At 47.6% G+C, this 14,628-nt stretch carries 17 protein-coding genes and 2 tRNA genes; 4 read left to right on the forward strand and 15 right to left on the reverse strand.

Going from position 1 to position 14,628, the window contains the following annotated elements; genetic code table 11:
- Positions 1-2: 2 nt before the first annotated feature.
- Positions 3-296 carry a DsrE family protein gene (locus GGR41_RS12480; RefSeq protein ID WP_077733771.1) on the reverse strand — a complete coding sequence of 98 codons (294 nt, stop codon included), beginning with the start codon at positions 294-296 and terminating at the stop codon, positions 3-5.
- 207 nt (positions 297-503) lie between these two features.
- Here GGR41_RS12480 and GGR41_RS12485 point away from each other — a divergent pair, with 207 nt between their 5' ends.
- Positions 504-1,076, forward strand: a complete 573-nt coding sequence (locus GGR41_RS12485) for a phasin family protein (RefSeq protein ID WP_159436832.1) — start codon at positions 504-506, stop codon at positions 1,074-1,076.
- A 139-nt stretch (positions 1,077-1,215) separates the two neighbouring features.
- Here the strand turns inward: GGR41_RS12485 and GGR41_RS12490 are convergent, their stop codons facing one another.
- The 5 genes from GGR41_RS12490 to GGR41_RS12510 form a co-directional block, all read right to left on the reverse strand.
- Positions 1,216-2,259, reverse strand: a complete 1,044-nt coding sequence (locus GGR41_RS12490) for a quinone-dependent dihydroorotate dehydrogenase (protein WP_167662185.1) — start codon at positions 2,257-2,259, stop codon at positions 1,216-1,218.
- A 1-nt stretch (position 2,260) separates the two neighbouring features.
- Positions 2,261-2,977: an arginyltransferase gene (locus tag GGR41_RS12495; RefSeq protein WP_167662186.1), complete on the reverse strand. Its 717-nt coding sequence runs from the start codon at positions 2,975-2,977 to the stop codon at positions 2,261-2,263.
- Positions 2,978-2,987: 10 nt separating this feature from the next.
- Positions 2,988-3,728 carry a leucyl/phenylalanyl-tRNA--protein transferase gene (aat, locus tag GGR41_RS12500; RefSeq protein WP_167662252.1) on the reverse strand — a complete coding sequence of 247 codons (741 nt, stop codon included), beginning with the start codon at positions 3,726-3,728 and terminating at the stop codon, positions 2,988-2,990.
- A gap of 19 nt (positions 3,729-3,747) precedes the next feature.
- Positions 3,748-4,329, reverse strand: a complete 582-nt coding sequence (locus tag GGR41_RS12505) for an NUDIX hydrolase (RefSeq protein ID WP_167662187.1) — start codon at positions 4,327-4,329, stop codon at positions 3,748-3,750.
- A gap of 153 nt (positions 4,330-4,482) precedes the next feature.
- Positions 4,483-4,556, reverse strand: a tRNA-Cys gene (locus GGR41_RS12510).
- A gap of 93 nt (positions 4,557-4,649) precedes the next feature.
- Here GGR41_RS12510 and GGR41_RS12515 point away from each other — a divergent pair.
- Positions 4,650-5,228 carry a DNA-3-methyladenine glycosylase gene (locus GGR41_RS12515; protein ID WP_167662188.1) on the forward strand — a complete coding sequence of 193 codons (579 nt, stop codon included), beginning with the start codon at positions 4,650-4,652 and terminating at the stop codon, positions 5,226-5,228.
- Between the two features lie 12 nt (positions 5,229-5,240).
- On the opposite strand, the gene GGR41_RS12520 is transcribed toward GGR41_RS12515, so the two are convergent.
- The 4 genes from GGR41_RS12520 to GGR41_RS12535 all read right to left on the reverse strand — a co-directional run bounded on the left by GGR41_RS12520 (position 5,241) and on the right by GGR41_RS12535 (position 9,760).
- Entirely contained in the window at positions 5,241-5,435 is a 195-nt protein-coding gene (locus tag GGR41_RS12520; RefSeq protein WP_167662189.1) for a YqaE/Pmp3 family membrane protein, read from the reverse strand.
- Positions 5,436-5,553: 118 nt separating this feature from the next.
- A complete protein-coding gene (gene ggt / locus GGR41_RS12525; protein WP_167662190.1) occupies positions 5,554-7,329 on the reverse strand; it encodes a gamma-glutamyltransferase in 1,776 nt (591 codons plus the stop codon).
- A complete protein-coding gene (locus tag GGR41_RS12530) occupies positions 7,319-8,953 on the reverse strand; it encodes an acyl-CoA synthetase (RefSeq protein WP_167662191.1) in 1,635 nt (544 codons plus the stop codon). Before GGR41_RS12530 ends, ggt begins: the two co-directional genes overlap by 11 nt.
- Positions 8,954-9,760: an enoyl-CoA hydratase gene (locus GGR41_RS12535; protein WP_167662192.1), complete on the reverse strand. Its 807-nt coding sequence runs from the start codon at positions 9,758-9,760 to the stop codon at positions 8,954-8,956.
- 124 nt (positions 9,761-9,884) lie between these two features.
- Here GGR41_RS12535 and acuI point away from each other — a divergent pair, with 124 nt between their 5' ends.
- Together acuI and GGR41_RS12545 are read left to right on the forward strand one after the other, a co-directional pair.
- Positions 9,885-10,868 carry an acrylyl-CoA reductase (NADPH) gene (acuI, locus tag GGR41_RS12540; RefSeq protein WP_167662193.1) on the forward strand — a complete coding sequence of 328 codons (984 nt, stop codon included), beginning with the start codon at positions 9,885-9,887 and terminating at the stop codon, positions 10,866-10,868.
- 21 nt (positions 10,869-10,889) lie between these two features.
- On the forward strand, positions 10,890-11,462 hold the full coding sequence (locus GGR41_RS12545; RefSeq protein WP_077733765.1) for a peroxidase-related enzyme: 573 nt from the start codon (positions 10,890-10,892) through the stop codon (positions 11,460-11,462).
- A gap of 25 nt (positions 11,463-11,487) precedes the next feature.
- Here the strand turns inward: GGR41_RS12545 and GGR41_RS13225 are convergent, their stop codons facing one another.
- From GGR41_RS13225 to GGR41_RS12565, 5 genes are all read right to left on the reverse strand, one after another.
- The gene (locus tag GGR41_RS13225) at positions 11,488-11,610 is read right to left on the reverse strand and encodes a hypothetical protein (protein ID WP_268235114.1); all 123 of its coding nucleotides are present in this window, start codon (positions 11,608-11,610) and stop codon (positions 11,488-11,490) included.
- Positions 11,607-12,812, reverse strand: coding sequence for an MFS transporter (locus tag GGR41_RS12550; protein WP_167662194.1), 1,206 nt, complete (start codon positions 12,810-12,812; stop codon positions 11,607-11,609). Before GGR41_RS12550 ends, GGR41_RS13225 begins: the two co-directional genes overlap by 4 nt.
- Before the next feature lie 78 nt (positions 12,813-12,890).
- Positions 12,891-13,508 carry a transglycosylase SLT domain-containing protein gene (locus GGR41_RS12555; protein WP_167662195.1) on the reverse strand — a complete coding sequence of 206 codons (618 nt, stop codon included), beginning with the start codon at positions 13,506-13,508 and terminating at the stop codon, positions 12,891-12,893.
- Between the two features lie 36 nt (positions 13,509-13,544).
- The gene (locus GGR41_RS12560) at positions 13,545-14,153 is read right to left on the reverse strand and encodes a hypothetical protein (RefSeq protein WP_167662196.1); all 609 of its coding nucleotides are present in this window, start codon (positions 14,151-14,153) and stop codon (positions 13,545-13,547) included.
- A 149-nt stretch (positions 14,154-14,302) separates the two neighbouring features.
- A tRNA-Gly gene (locus GGR41_RS12565) sits at positions 14,303-14,378 on the reverse strand.
- Positions 14,379-14,628 lie beyond the last annotated feature (250 nt).

The following is a 14,628-nucleotide window of genomic DNA, read 5'->3' on the forward strand; positions in this document are numbered from 1 at the left end:
CGCTAGGCTCTAATATAGATCCAACCTTCTTGCTGTTTTTCAACTAAATACACAATGGCAGCGGGGACCACTTGGTGTGTCCCCGTCTGTTGCTGTGTGTGCTTTAATGTGTTTTCACACACCCGTAACAACGCATCTGTATTGTGCTCCTCAGCTAAAGCGGCAGCTACCGCTCCAGCATTCACAACAATTTCTATTTCTGTCTCGGGCCTACTAAGTAATAAGTTGTAGGCATTGTTGCGTGCACGCTGCAGTGAATTAGCGCATGCAGCATGAATAATGACTCGAGTTGGCATGGTTAGTCCTTTTAAGAGTGAGACAAATTGCGGCTTTAGCACCACGAAAAAATAAGAGTAAAAAGCAGGCGCTTGCTATTCGATTAATACCTAGTACAATGAAATTGTTGCAGTGCAACATGAAGGTATTCCTTAGGATACATGCTGCAAGGATTAAACCTTCATCCCTATTTTCCTTTAACTATCAAAGTACTACGAGGAAGCATCATGAATCCATCTGCACAACAGTTTATCGAATCCCAACAGCGCAACCTAGACAATGCCATTGCTATGCAAAACGCATTTTTTTCAGGTTTTGAAAAGCTTGTTCATTTAAATTTAGGTCTAGTAAAGAGCTCATTAGAGGATCTCTCTGCAAAAACTCAGCAAGTCACTAGCTTACAGGATGTGCAACAAGCTGCTAAGCTAGTAGGTGAGGTTAGCAAGCCATCTACTGAACAAGCCTTGAATTACAGCAAAAATGCCTATAGCATTTTAGCTGAGATGCAAAAACAGATCCTAAGCCTAACAGAAAAGCAAATTGCCTCAAATCAGCAACAAGCCGTAGAGCTAGTCGAGCAATTAGCTAAGAAAGCCCCTACAGGTAGCGAAAGCAGCGTAGCGCTTTTAAAGGCCGGATTGGTTGCAAGCACTAACTTAACTGATACAATTTTAAAAGCAGGCCGTCAGGCAGCCGAATTACACGAGTCGAATATTAATGCCGCCACAGGCGCAGCATTTAAAACGGCAGAGCAGGCCGCCGAAGTCGTGGAAAAGAATTTAGCTCGAGCGCGTAACTAACGAGCTCAGCTCCGAATTACTTTGGTGTACTAGGGGTAGTACCATCAAGGTAATACTTGGCATAAATTTATTTATGTCATTCCTGTGTGGTGTGTTGTTTTTTTATAGCCCTTAGCGTCATGCTAAGGGCTTTTTTGGTTTATCGACCCAAATTACGTAATGCGTCCACGCAATCTCGGATCAATAATGGCCCTTGATAGATGAGTCCTGTGTAAATCTGAACTGCATTGGCCCCAGCTTGAAATTTTTCTACGGCTTGAATTCCTGAGTGAATACCGCCTACACCAATTAATGGATAGTCGGCGCCTAGCTGTGTACGCAAGCGTGCCAATACCTCTAGCGAAAGCGCATGAACGGCCGGCCCAGACAAACCCCCTTGCTCGTTCGCATGAGGCAGCCCTAGCACAGCATCACGCGTTAACGTGGTGTTGGTCGCAATAATACCGTCAATATGTGTTTGTTGAACAGCATGGGCAATGCTATCTACCTGATCGATAGAAAGATCGGGCGCAATTTTAACCACAATAGGCACATGGCGTTGGTATTGCGCTTGAAGTGTTTGCCGACGTGCATTTAACGCACTCAGTAAAGCCACTAGCTCGTTCTCTGCTTGTAAAGCCCGTAAGTTTTGCGTGTTGGGTGACGAAATATTTACCGTCACATAATCCGCATGCGCATACACTCCGTCTAAGCCTTTTAGGTAGTCACTGGTGGCTTCTTCGATAGGTGTGGCAGCATTTTTACCAATATTCAGCCCTAAAATACCACCTTGTCGGTGCCACTGGCTTTGCTTAACGTTTTGAATAAATTGATCAAGGCCGTCGTTATTAAAGCCAAATCGATTAATTAAGCTTTGCTTTGCCGGAATGCGGAACAAACGCGGTTTTGGGTTACCGGCTTGGGCAAGTGGCGTCACCGTGCCTACCTCAACAAAACCAAAGCCCAATGCCCCAAGCGCATCAATATGAGCGCCGTTTTTATCTAGACCTGCTGCTAAACCTACTGGGTTTTTTAGACTTAAGCCCATGAGCTCAGTCGGCAGAGAAAGGTCTTGCTTGAGTAAGTGCCCCGCAAGCTGATGGATTCTATCTAAAGCTTTTAATGTGAATTCATGAGCTTGCTCGGCATCCATTTTAAATAGGAGAGGGCGAACTAAGCCGTAAGTATGAAGAAGTAAGGACATATTAGGGTACCGGCGCGATCCACTGGCCATTGGAAAAAAGTTGATAAGGGGTAAATTGCGTTTTGTAGGCCATTTTACGACTTTGTTCGATCCAGTAGCCTAAATAAAGCCAATCCAGTTGTTTTTGTTGGCAATACTGCGCTTGCCACAGGATGCCATACGTTCCCAAGCCAGAAATAGTAGGGTTAAAAAAGGTATAGACTGCTGACAAACCAGACGGTACCTCGTCCACTAAAGCCACCATGACAAGCTCGGCGTCGTCTTTAAACTCAAGCAAATACGAATTCACATGGCTAGTAAGTAAAAAATCAATGTATTGCGAGCTATCGTCATTATCCATTTCAGAACCGCTATGTCGTGCCGCTTGGTACTGACGATACAGAGCATAATGATCGTCTTGCCAAGCCAAAGCTCTGCGATAAACCTGTAGATGACTAAACCGTTTTAACGTGCGGCGCTGGCTACGACTAGGGCTAAAGCGGCGTGTATCCAAGCGAATTGGCATACAGGCCTGACACTGGTCACATTGTGGCTTGTAAGTGAAGGTTCCACTTCGTCTAAAGCCGTTTTCTAATAGTGCTGGATAGCTTTGACTGGTGACTAAATAAGACGGCGCCGCCACTAAAGAACGCGCGCGCTTTTCAGGCAAGTAACTACAGGCATAGCTGCTAGTTAAATAAAACTGAATGGATTTAGATGATGAATGAATACCCCTCATAGGATTTTCCTTATTGAGCTGGGTAAAGCAGTCCTTGTGCACAAAGCTGGCCTTGCCCCCAGGGCAATGTGTCAGCGCTTGTTAACGTTGCTAGCAATTGACTGAACTCGGTACGAGGTATGGGGGTCGCCCCTAGACTTAGTAAATGGGCAGTTTCTTGTTGGCAATCGATGTATTGGATAGCATGGATGGTAAGCAAATAACGCGTCAAATAATACAAGGCAATTTTACTTGCGTCATTGATTAAGCTAAACATAGACTCACCAAAAAAGAACTGTCCTAATCGTACGCCATACAGGCCTCCTACCAATTCAGCGCCTTGCCAGACTTCAATGCTATGAGCGTGATGAATCAAGTGGAGGTTGTAATACGCATGAATAATGTCAGAAGAGATCCAAGTGCCTTCTTTATGGCGCCGTGTCTGCGCGCACTGCTGGATCACCTGCAAAAACGCCATGTTCGTTGTCACGCGTAATGTAGGGTTAGGGCCCAACTCGTCACGGCCAAGCTGTCTACAACGTTTAGCTAATGACTTGGACAGTTTGAACTGATCACAACGCAATACGGTTCTGGGGTTAGGAGACCACCATAAAATGGGCTCTCCCTCGTTAAACCAAGGGAATAAGCCGTGGCGGTACGCATTTAAAAGGCGCGGTATGGATAAATCGGCGCCTGCTGCGACTAAGCCATTGCTTAAGGCCATTTCCACTGAAGGAAATGGGCTGTGGGCATCAATCCAGGGAATAGAGATCAATGGCATACAAGCAAAGCTAGAGGTTTTCGTTCAAACTATAATAATGAATATCGAATTGGCCGCGTTGGTGATCAGCCAAAAAGTGTTCGATAGTGCTGCTTACGGTTCTAAATGACAGGTTATCCCACGGAATGGCATCAAAATCAAAATAAGCCGCCTCAAGCGACTCTGGCCCGGGGTTTAGGGCAGGATCAGTCACTTTAGCTAAATAATAAATATGCACTTGGCCGGCGTTGGGCACATCAATCAAGGTAAAAAGCTGACCGAGTTCTACCCCCGCAATGCCAGCCTCTTCATCGGCTTCGCGCAAAGCGCCCTCACTGGTGCTTTCTTTGAGTTCCATAAACCCAGCAGGCAAGGTCCAGGTGTTGGCACGCGGTTCAATGGCACGCTTACATAATAGAATTTTATTTTCCCAAATGGGAACAATGCCAACCACATTGCGTGGGTTTTGATAATGAACGGCACCACATTGTAAACATACGTCGCGAACACGATTATCATCAGGAGGGATAATACGCGCCAAGGGGTTAGCGCATTGTGTGCAATAAGTAATGGTGCGAGGACAAGGAAAGTAAAATTCAGATGGCTTAGTCATAAAGTGCGGCTGCTCGTTAAGAAACTCGTTTGATTGTAGATCAGTTATCTATAGATATACAAAGCTTTGTCTAGGGCCACCTTACCTATGCACCGTAAAGTAAATAGGCAATGAAAAAGGCCTACGTATAAATACGTAGGCCTTTAGAATCTTTGGAGGCGCAAACCGGAATCGAACCGATCTACACGGATTTGCAATCCGGTGCATAACCACTCTGCCATTGCGCCGCAAAAAATGATTATATCAATAATAAACGCGTTAAGCAAGAAAAGCCAAAGACTGCTACAGTAACAGATAGATCAAACGTTAGAGGAGGCGGTGTGTCGAAGTTAGAACGAGATTTTTACGCCAACCCAAATTGCGCTGAAGTCGCTCACGGTTTAATCGGAAAAACCTTGGTGGTGCATAAACCAGGGCAGCCTAAGCGAGTGGGTCGTATAGTAGAAACCGAAGCCTACTTAGGCCCCCATGATTTAGCGGCCCATTCGTCTAAAGGTGTTACCGCTCGCACACAGGTGATGTTTGGTGAACCTGGTTACGTGTATGTGTATTTAATTTACGGCATGCACCACTGCATGAATCTAGTCAGTGGGCCAGTAGGCAGTGGGTCTGGGGTATTGCTCCGCGGGTTAGAGCCAATAGAGGGGATTACATTACCTACCAATGGCCCGGGTCGTTTGTGTAAGGCACTGGGTATAACGCGTGCTGACTACGGCACGGATGCATGTGGAAAGCATATTTATGTATTAGATACGCCTCTTGCATCGGGCGAACAGGTTGAAAAAAGCCCACGTATTGGCGTGGACTATGCGGGTGACTGGGCTCATGAGCTCTTACGGTTTTCCATGAAAGACAGCCCATATGTTTCCAAGCCACCAAAATTAAAGCCACCTAAGTAGGTGGCTAACTGTTTAGACGCGTCCGCTAAGCGTATTGCGAATCTTTTTGTCAGTATTGTATTGGCTTAGGGCGTAGGTAGCCCAAATAGCGGCTGGAATCCAACCGATTAACGTGATTTGCAAAATCAAGCACACAATACCGGCAATAGGACGACCAATAGTGAAAAACACCATAAAAGGCAAGAAAATAGCAAGCAGCAAGCGCATGGGTGAATCCTTTGTATCAAGCTAAATAATAGTGTGCATTATAAGAATGATTCTTTGGATCAAATGTAAAAGAATGTGTAGAGCAACGCCGCTAGCAAAAAGGCGTTGCTCTAAGGGGTTAATAACCTAATGTAGACCCGTCTGGATTGCGGGGGTCGGAATACCCCCATAGCTTATCCCCCTCGCGCTGTACGGTTTGAGTGCGCCCCATTGACGCTTTAACACTGACTTTGTGGCCACGCTCTTCGAGTAAACGGGTGGTATCCAGATTTAAACCTTGTTCTACTCGCAGTTCATCGGGCGTCCATTGGTGGTGTACACGCAAAGCAGCGGCCGATTCGGCTGGGTTCATGTCGTAATCCACGAGGTTCATGACGGTTTGTAAAACAGTGGTGATGATGCGGGCGCCGCCTGGACTGCCCGTAACCAACACGGGTTGCCCATCTTTAAGCAGTAGAGTCGGCGTCATGGACGACAGAGGGCGCTTACCAGCAGCCACTGCATTGGCTTCACCACCCACTAAACCGTATGCATTTGCTACGCCCGGCTTAGCAGAAAAGTCATCCATTTCATTATTGAGTAATATACCTGTGCCTGCTGCAACGATGCCAGTACCAAAATTGGTGTTAAGGGTATAGGTAACAGCTACCGCATTGCCTTGCTTGTCCATAATGGAGTAGTGAGTGGTTTGGTCGCTCTCATAAGGGTGCGGTTTGCCCGGTTTAATAGCCTGAGCAGGAGTGGCCGTATGGGTAATGCGCTGAGCTAACTCTTCGGCGTAGCGTTTAGAGACCAGGCCAGCTAAAGGAACCTCGACAAAATCGGGGTCGCCTAGGTATTCAGCACGGTCTGCGTAAGCTAACTTCATGCTTTCGGCCATATGGTGAATGGATTGAGCACTATTGTGACCCCACTCTTTTAAGGGCCAACGCTCGAGTATGTTAAGTATCTGGATCAGGTGTGCGCCACCAGAAGAGGGCGGCGGCATGGTGACAATCTCGTAGCCGCGGTAAGTGCCGCGTACGGGCTGACGCTCTATGGATTGATAACTGGCAAGGTCATTGAGAGTAATCGCCCCAGGGTAAGGCTGCATTTCTTGAGCAATACGTCGCGCGATGTCCCCTTTGTAAAAGGCATAGCTACCTTGTTTGGCTATTTGACGTAGGGATCGGGCTAGGTCTTTTTGAACGAGTGTGTCACCCGCCTTGAGGGGGGCGCCGTTACGCCAAAAAATGGCGGTCGTAGTAGGCCACTGCCCCATATTATCAGCAGAGGCTGCCAGTACCTTGGCTAATGTTTCACTGACAGTAAAACCATTTTCGGCTAACTTAATAGCAGGTTGCATTACGCGATGTAATGGCATTGAGCCCCATTTCTTTAAGGCATGCTCTAAGCCAGAAACTGTACCAGGTACCCCGACGGCATAATGTGTGAATAACGATTTACCATCAATCACGTTGCCCTCAGCGTCTAAGTACAAGTCACGGTGCGCCCCTGCTGGGGCGCTTTCCCTGAAGTCTAGCGCTACACTTTGGCTACTTGCCGCGTCGTGGTACATCATAAAGCCACCACCGCCGATATTACCGGCATTAGGCAGCACGACTGCTAGAGCAAACCCAACAGCTACCGCTGCATCAACCGCATTGCCTCCTTGTTGCAGAATGCTGAGGCCAATTTCGGAAGCAAGGTGATGTTCGGATGATACCATGCCATTTTTGGCCACTACGGGGTGAAACACAGACAAGGTGTGATCGTAGGCGGCCGCCACGGCTTGAGTAGCGGCCGTTTGCGTTGGCAGTTGCGCGGTTGGCTGATGAGCGCAGGCGCCAAGTAAAGCAACAAGCGCTGCCCCTAGGGTCAGGCGTAATGATAGTGAGGAATTTTTATTGGACATTAATTTGTTCTCGCAAAAGGAATTTTTGTACTTTACCGGTAGAAGTGCGGATTAACGGCCCAAAAACATACTTTTTAGGCAATTTATAGCGTGCTAGATGTTGCTCGCAGTGTTGATGGAGCTCGGCCTCGGTAGGAGGGATGATATCCGGTCGGAACTCAACAAATGCAGCAGGGACTTCGCCCCATTTTTCATCTTGCATGGCAATGACTGCCACCGCTGCCACAGCAGGGTGCAATAACAACGCTTCTTCAATTTCTAGCGATGCAATATTTTCTCCTCCTGAAATAATGACGTCTTTAGCGCGATCGCGTATGCGAATATAGCCATCTGGCTCGACGACCGCGAGATCGCCTGTATGGAACCATCCGCCAGCAAAGGCTTCAGCAGTCGCGTGCGGATTTTTTAAATAGCCTTTCATTACTAAATTGCCCCGCACCATGATTTCACCTAGCGTTTTACCATCGTGGGGCACCACGATTAAGGTGTTGGGGTCAAGCACCTGTGCATCCTCTAAGAGTGCATAACGCACTCCTTGACGGCTTTTTTTAGCGACGCGCTCGTCTACAGAGAGGTGTGCCCAATCAGGCTGCGTCACACAACCTAATGAGGGGCCATAGGTTTCTGTTAAGCCGTATACATGGATCACATTAAAGCCTATTTCCTCCATGCGTTTAAAAACCGAAGCCGGCGGCGGAGCCCCAGCAACGAGGCCGTGCACTGTATGTTCGATGCCAGCACGGAGTTCGGGGGGCGCATCGGCGATCATGGCATGCACAATGGGTGCCCCACAAAAGTAGGCGACGTGATGGATGCGAATTTGCTCTAAGATGACCGTTACATCAATACGTCGTAGGCAGACATTTGTGCCCCCCACCAACGCCAGCACCCAAGGAAAGCACCACCCGTTACAGTGAAATAAAGGGAGAGTCCAAAGATACACAGCATTTTGGGGCATTTGTGCGGCCAACACATTGCTGACAGCGGCAAGATAGGCGCCGCGATGATGGGTAACTACACCTTTAGGGTTACCTGTGGTGCCAGAGGTGTACCCTAACGCAATCGCGTCCCATTCGTCTTGGGGCAGTTGCCAGGTAAAGTCTTTGTCGCCTTTTGAAATAAACGCTTCGTATTCATATTTACCAATGCGTCGCGCAGAGCCAAAGTGGATATCATCCACATCAATGATGATAGGCTTCGGTTCGGTCATGAGCAGGAGGGTTTGCTTAATAACTGCCGTGAACTCGGGGTCGACAAACAGCACTTTGCATTGGCAATGGTCAAGCATAAAAGCCAAAACCTCGGCATTTAGACGAATATTAAGTGTATTTAGCACCGCACCGGTCATGGGAACCCCAAAATGCAGCTCATACATAGCCGGTACGTTGGGTAGCATCGCGCTGACAGTGTCGCCGGGTTGGATGCCCAGTGACCGCAGGGCGCTAGCAAGTTGCTTACTACGTTGATACGTCTGAGACCAGGTATAACGCTTTTGCTGGTAGATAACCGAGGTCACGGTAGGAAAAGTATGGGCTGCACGTTCAATAAAACTGAGGGGCGATAAAGGAGTGTAATTGGCCGCATTTTTTTCTAAACCCTCGTCGTATGGATTGGGGCTGTGCATTTACGTCTCCTTGAGGTGAACAGAGCTTTGCCAATGCGCAGGACGCTTTTCAATAAAAGCGCTAAGACCTTCGAGCGCGTCCTCTTCCATCATATTGTGTGCCATTACCTGAACGGCATGGGCATACGCTTGCGCTTGTGGCATCTCAAGCTGTTCGTAAAATAGGCGCTTGCCATAGCGGATAGCAGTGGCGTTTTTGGCTAAAAGTAGATCAACTTTGTCTTGTACTGCTTGGTCCAACTGGTGGGCAGGGACTGCGTGATTGATGAGACCCCATTGTTCTGCGGTCTGGGCATCAATAAAACGCCCCGTTACGAGTAAATCAAAAGCGCGCTTGGGACTGAGGTTGCGCGATAGTGCAACGGCTGGGCTAGAACAAAACAGACCCACATTAATACCAGAGACCGCAAACTGAGCCTGCGTAGAGGCAATGACTAAATCACAGCTAGCTATTAATTGGCAGCCGGCAGCCGTGGCTAAGCCGTGAACTTTTGCAATGACAGGAATAGGTAAGCGTTGCAACCCTTGCATAACCTGTGTGCATTGCGTGAAGAGCTGTTGGTAATACGTGAGACTAGGTTTAGCCCGCATTTGTTTTAAATCGTGGCCAGCACAAAATGCATTGCCTTTGGCCTGAAGAATAACAACACGAGCTTGAGGGTTGCGTTCGATGGCTTCGATATGCTGCGCTAAGGCCTGTAAAAGCTCGTGTGATAGCGCATTGAATTGATGGGGACGATTTAACTCAAGGGTGACGATGCCACTGTGTTCAGTGTGTAAAACTAGGGGCGATTCTTGGTCAAGCATTGTCTACTCCAACCATGAAAGGATTCGTTTTTGTATGAGTACTGTGATAACTTTACACAAAGCCCCCCAAGAGTGCGATACCTCCTAGGGTTAATATCGGTTTGGCAGGTCAACGGAGAAACAGATGTTTAATGCTTTAGTCATAGATAAGAAAAATGATGCACAGCAGGCTCAATTACAAAAACTCGATCTTGATCAGTTACCCCAAGAAGACGTACTGGTGCGAGTCGCTTACAGCACCCTTAATTACAAAGACGCCCTCGCTATTACGGGGGCGTCGCCCATTGCGCGTCAGTTTCCCATGGTTCCTGGTATTGATTTCTCAGGCGTAGTCGAGCGTTCTACTCATCCCGACTACCAAAAAGGCGATCAGGTTCTCGTCAATGGTTGGGGGTTAGGGGAAACCCATTGGGGCGGTTTGGCAGAATACGCGGCGGTACCAGCCAAGTACTTAATTCGTGTTCCTGAACCATTTCAGTTGCGCGATACGATGCTCATAGGCACTGCCGGTTATACGGCCATGTTATGTGTGCTTGCTCTGGAACAACAGGGGATAACACCCGACAAAGGGCCTGTTTTAGTCACAGGGGCAGCGGGCGGGGTAGGGAGTGTGGCCATAGCCGTATTGGCAAAACTAGGCTACGAGGTAGCTGCTCTAACTGGACGTGAACATGAGGCCGATTATTTAAAGCATCTTGGCGCCAAGCACATTTTGCCTCGTAGCGAGTACAGCAAACCGCCTCGTCCCCTAGGCAAAGAGCAGTGGGCTGCCGCCATTGACGTGGCGGGGGGAAATACCTTAGCCAATGTGTGTGCCTCCATGAAATACTACGGGGTAGTTGCGGCATGTGGTTTGGCAGAAAGTATGAGTTTTCCCAGTAGCGTCGCGCCGTTTATTTTGCGCGGTATTAAATTAATTGGGGTAGAAAGTGTCTATGCACCTGTTGAGCTGCGTTTACGCGCTTGGCGGCGTTTAGCCACAGACTTGGATCCTGCCCTATTGGCGACGATGCTAGCTAAAGAAATTCCCTTAGAACAAACTCTAGAAACAGCGCAACAACTTTTAGATGGAAAAATACGTGGCCGTGTGGTGGTAAAACTCAATTAACGATAAAAACCGGAGACAAACATGACACAAGAACAACCTATTACTCGCTTTAGCCTACCCGACTTAAATCAGTTACCTCACGATATTGCAGACCGAATTCAACAGGTGCACGATAAAGCTGGCTTTATTCCCAATGTATTTGTGGTGTTGGCGCGTAGACCTGATGAGTTCAGGGCCTTTTTTGCGTATCATGACGCCTTAATGGAAAAACGGGGTAATTTAACCTTGGCTGAGCGCGAAATGATCGTGGTGGCGACCAGTAATGTTAACCAATGCCATTACTGCGTGATTGCACACGGGGCCATACTCCGGGTCCGTGCTAAAGACCCTTATATTGCGGATCAAGTCGCTATTAATTTTCGTAAAGCCCCTATTTCAGCGCGTCATCAAGCCATGTTGGATTTTGCTGTCAAGGTAACACAAAGCTCATACGCAATTAATGAGAACGATTACGCAACGCTTGCCGAACATGGGTTTGATGAAGAGGACGCATGGGACATTATGGCCATTGCCGCGTTTTTTGGTATGTCGAACCGTTTAGCCAATGCGGCACACATGCAGCCTAATCCTGAATTTTATGCATTAGGTCGTTAGCAGCGTGCCCGAGTACAGGCTGCGCCTAGCACATAGGCAGCCCTATAGGCAGCAGTTCAAATGCCGCAAAGCGCCAAGCATAAAAGGCATAGAGCGTTAGGGCCACTAGGCCAATTCCGACCACAGCTAGACCGATTCTTTTCATCATGAATAGGCTCCTTGGGCACGAGAAATGGCCTGTTCACGAATAGGCCAATTTAATGCGGCAGCAACAAGGCTCAGCACAATAGATAGATACCAGACACTATCATAACTGCCTGTTTTGTCGAACAGATAGCCCCCTAGCCAACCTCCCAAAAATGACCCTATTTGGTGAAAGAGAAACACAATTCCCCCAAGCATCGACAAGTTTCTGACTCCAAAAATAGTAGCAATCGTGCCATTCGTTAAGGGAACTGTCGATAACCACAGCAGGCCCATGCTCATTCCAAATGCATACGCACTCCAGATACTGATGGGGAAGGAAATAAACAGCACAATCACGACTGCGCGTGCTAAATACAAGGCACTAAGTAAACGGGGTTTAGAATACCGTTCGCCTAACCAGCCGCCAATATACGTACCTGCTACATTAAATAACCCGACTAGGGCCAATACCGTAGCCCCCGCCATGACGGGTAGTTGATGATCCACTAAATAGGCAGGAAGGTGCACCCCAATAAAAACCACTTGAAAGCCACACACGAAGAAGCCAAAAGCAAGCAGTCTAAACCCAGAGTGATGCCATGCTTCGTTTAAGGCAGCGCCTAGGCTTTGATTGATTTCGGTTTGAGGGGCTGGGGTGGCGTCTTTAATCATGGTGGCTAAGGGCAAGACCAATGCCGAGATGAGACCCAAGACAATCAGCGCCGCTGACCACCCGAGCCACTCGATCAGGTGGATGGAACCAGGAAGCATAATAAACTGCCCAAAGGAACCAGCAGCGGCAGCAATGCCCATTGCCATGCTACGTTTTTCGGGCGGAGCGGCTCGACCAACCACACCAAGTAAAACCGAAAATGACGTGCCGGATAAACCAATCCCAATAAGAAGCCCCGTGCTAAGCGACAGAGAGAGTGCACTGTGTGCGTAGCCCATCAAAATTAAGCCTGTCGTATAAAATACGCCCCCTAGTGCAATAGTGCGACGTGGACCATAGCGGTCAGCCAGCGCCCCAGCAAAAGGCTGCGCCACGCCCCAGGCTAAGTTTTGCAACGCCATAGCAAAAGCAAAGACTTCGCGGTTCCAGCCAAACTCAGTGCTCATCGGGCTTAAAAATAAGCCAAAACTATGCCGAATTCCTAGTGATAAGAAGAGAATGAGCGAAGCACCCAGCATGAGCCATAAGTTTGTGCGCTGTGTGGCAGCCATGATTTGTCCTTTTGTGTGTCGTTATTATTTGACGATTATGAAGGGTTGGCTTCAAAAAAGACACAATAACCATACAGGCTATGAGCAACTACGGTACTGCGTGCCAAAGCGTTCGGCACGTGCTTGCACTTTGGTAGCCGTTTGCTTAAGCCACGCCTTGCGATCATAGGTGCGATTTCTGTAACCGGTCCAGCCTTCGTGGTAGTTCAAGTAAAGGCCGTAGGCATCCCACTTTGAGGTACCGTTGATTTGTTGAGATTTATGGCTATACCACCCCATAAAATCAATGGCATCGGCAAAGTTATCACGTCGAGCAAGCACACTGCCCGCTTCCCGTTTATAGTCCGCCCACGTTTCGTCTTTGGCTTGGGCGTAGCCATAAGCGCTACTAACCCGACCCCATGGAATAAAGCCAAGCACATAGCGTCGTGGTGGAATGGCGTTGTGCCTAAAGCTGGATTCCTGATACATCATGGCCATCGTAATTTGCGGCGGCACACCCCATTTTTTTTGTGTTTTCTGGGCGGCATGGCGCCAACTGGGTTTTTCTTGAAAAATACCGCATAGGTTTTCAGGTGTAGTTGGCGGTTGGGTAGCGCAGCCAGAAAGAATAAGTAACGCGGCTAGCCCTAAACCTACTCGAGTCCACACAGAAAAATCGGTTCTGTTGCTAATAAAGCGTAAACAAGCAGTCATGATGCAAGCTCAACAGTTAATGAAAATAAAAGAACTTTATGCTTGATGTAGCCAGTTTTGATACGCAGAGCGCGTACGTTCTGAAACCGACGCTAGGGTTTTATCAAAAGTGACTTTATGTTGGAGCTGTAGACGAGCGTTGGCAACATTGCGCGATTTACAAAACCAATGGCAGCTGTTTTGAAATAAATACAATTCGGCCGATAAATGGAAAGCGCGATCTTTGGGGCTCCAGTCCATTTCATTATCAACCACATGCTGAATGCCTGCGGCATGAATACGAAGTAATTCACGAAAGTCCCGCGTTAAGCTAGGAACAATATGTTCTATGTAAGGCAAGCAAAAGGGTAAGACGCCAATTCGTGTTTGCAAAGGGGCTGCCGACTCCATTTTTGTGGCTAAGCTCTGTGTTTGGCTTGCTACCGCCTGTTCAGATGGCGCCAGTGCTTCAAAAATTTGGTGTTGGCGCGATTCTGTTTCTGAACTAATAGCGCGCAAATAGCCTTGTGTTAGCGTCTCAATATGTTTTTCTAATTGAAGTGAGGCTAAGTAATGACTTAATAAATGAATGTGGGCTTTCTGATAGCGTAAGCACAGCACACGCCACACAACAAATAACGTCAGTAGTACAAAGAGTAAATCCATGGGGATGGCTCCATTTACTGGAAATCGGTCACTAGGACAAGGTTAGGCATTGTACCTGTAGCTAGCAGGATTAGGGAGGGGCAGAGGGTTTGCGTAGCAAAGCAATAGACGTAAAAAAGCCCAAACATAGTTTGGGCTTTTTAAGAATTTGGAGCGGGAAACGAGACTCGAACTCGCGACTTCAACCTTGGCAAGGTTGCGCTCTACCAACTGAGCTATTCCCGCGTTGTTATTTTTATTGCTGGGTTTGTTTCCCAGTGTTTGAAATTATAACTTAGTGTTTTTGTTTTTGCAAGTTTTTCTTGCTGCTAAGTTTTTATCAAACTGTGGTTGCTAAAAAGATAACTATACTGCGATTTTATCTTTTTGTCAATAGTTTTGCTGGCACAGGGTTTAGCTTTTAATTAAATGCTGTGTTCTGCAAAAAGATAAATATAGCGTGTTTCTTTCAATGTTGTCAACTTTTTTTGAAAAA

It is taken from the genome of Paenalcaligenes hominis (assembly GCF_011927625.1).
Lineage (GTDB): Bacteria > Pseudomonadota > Gammaproteobacteria > Burkholderiales > Burkholderiaceae_B > Paenalcaligenes > Paenalcaligenes hominis.

Bases quoted from the DNA above. Each gene is read 5' to 3' on its own strand.
- GGR41_RS12480 (WP_077733771.1), bottom strand. From the start codon at position 296: ATGCCAACTCGAGTCATTATTCATGCTGCATGCGCTAATTCACTGCAG.
- GGR41_RS12485 (WP_159436832.1), top strand. From the start codon at position 504: ATGAATCCATCTGCACAACAGTTTATCGAATCCCAACAGCGCAACCTA.
- GGR41_RS12490 (WP_167662185.1), bottom strand. From the start codon at position 2,259: ATGTCCTTACTTCTTCATACTTACGGCTTAGTTCGCCCTCTCCTATTT.
- GGR41_RS12495 (WP_167662186.1), bottom strand. From the start codon at position 2,977: ATGAGGGGTATTCATTCATCATCTAAATCCATTCAGTTTTATTTAACT.
- GGR41_RS12505 (WP_167662187.1), bottom strand. From the start codon at position 4,329: ATGACTAAGCCATCTGAATTTTACTTTCCTTGTCCTCGCACCATTACT.
- GGR41_RS12520 (WP_167662189.1), bottom strand. From the start codon at position 5,435: ATGCGCTTGCTGCTTGCTATTTTCTTGCCTTTTATGGTGTTTTTCACT.
- ggt (WP_167662190.1), bottom strand. From the start codon at position 7,329: ATGTCCAATAAAAATTCCTCACTATCATTACGCCTGACCCTAGGGGCA.
- GGR41_RS12530 (WP_167662191.1), bottom strand. From the start codon at position 8,953: ATGCACAGCCCCAATCCATACGACGAGGGTTTAGAAAAAAATGCGGCC.
- GGR41_RS12535 (WP_167662192.1), bottom strand. From the start codon at position 9,760: ATGCTTGACCAAGAATCGCCCCTAGTTTTACACACTGAACACAGTGGC.
- acuI (WP_167662193.1), top strand. From the start codon at position 9,885: ATGTTTAATGCTTTAGTCATAGATAAGAAAAATGATGCACAGCAGGCT.
- GGR41_RS12545 (WP_077733765.1), top strand. From the start codon at position 10,890: ATGACACAAGAACAACCTATTACTCGCTTTAGCCTACCCGACTTAAAT.
- GGR41_RS13225 (WP_268235114.1), bottom strand. From the start codon at position 11,610: ATGATGAAAAGAATCGGTCTAGCTGTGGTCGGAATTGGCCTAGTGGCC.
- GGR41_RS12550 (WP_167662194.1), bottom strand. From the start codon at position 12,812: ATGGCTGCCACACAGCGCACAAACTTATGGCTCATGCTGGGTGCTTCG.
- GGR41_RS12555 (WP_167662195.1), bottom strand. From the start codon at position 13,508: ATGACTGCTTGTTTACGCTTTATTAGCAACAGAACCGATTTTTCTGTG.
- GGR41_RS12560 (WP_167662196.1), bottom strand. From the start codon at position 14,153: ATGGATTTACTCTTTGTACTACTGACGTTATTTGTTGTGTGGCGTGTG.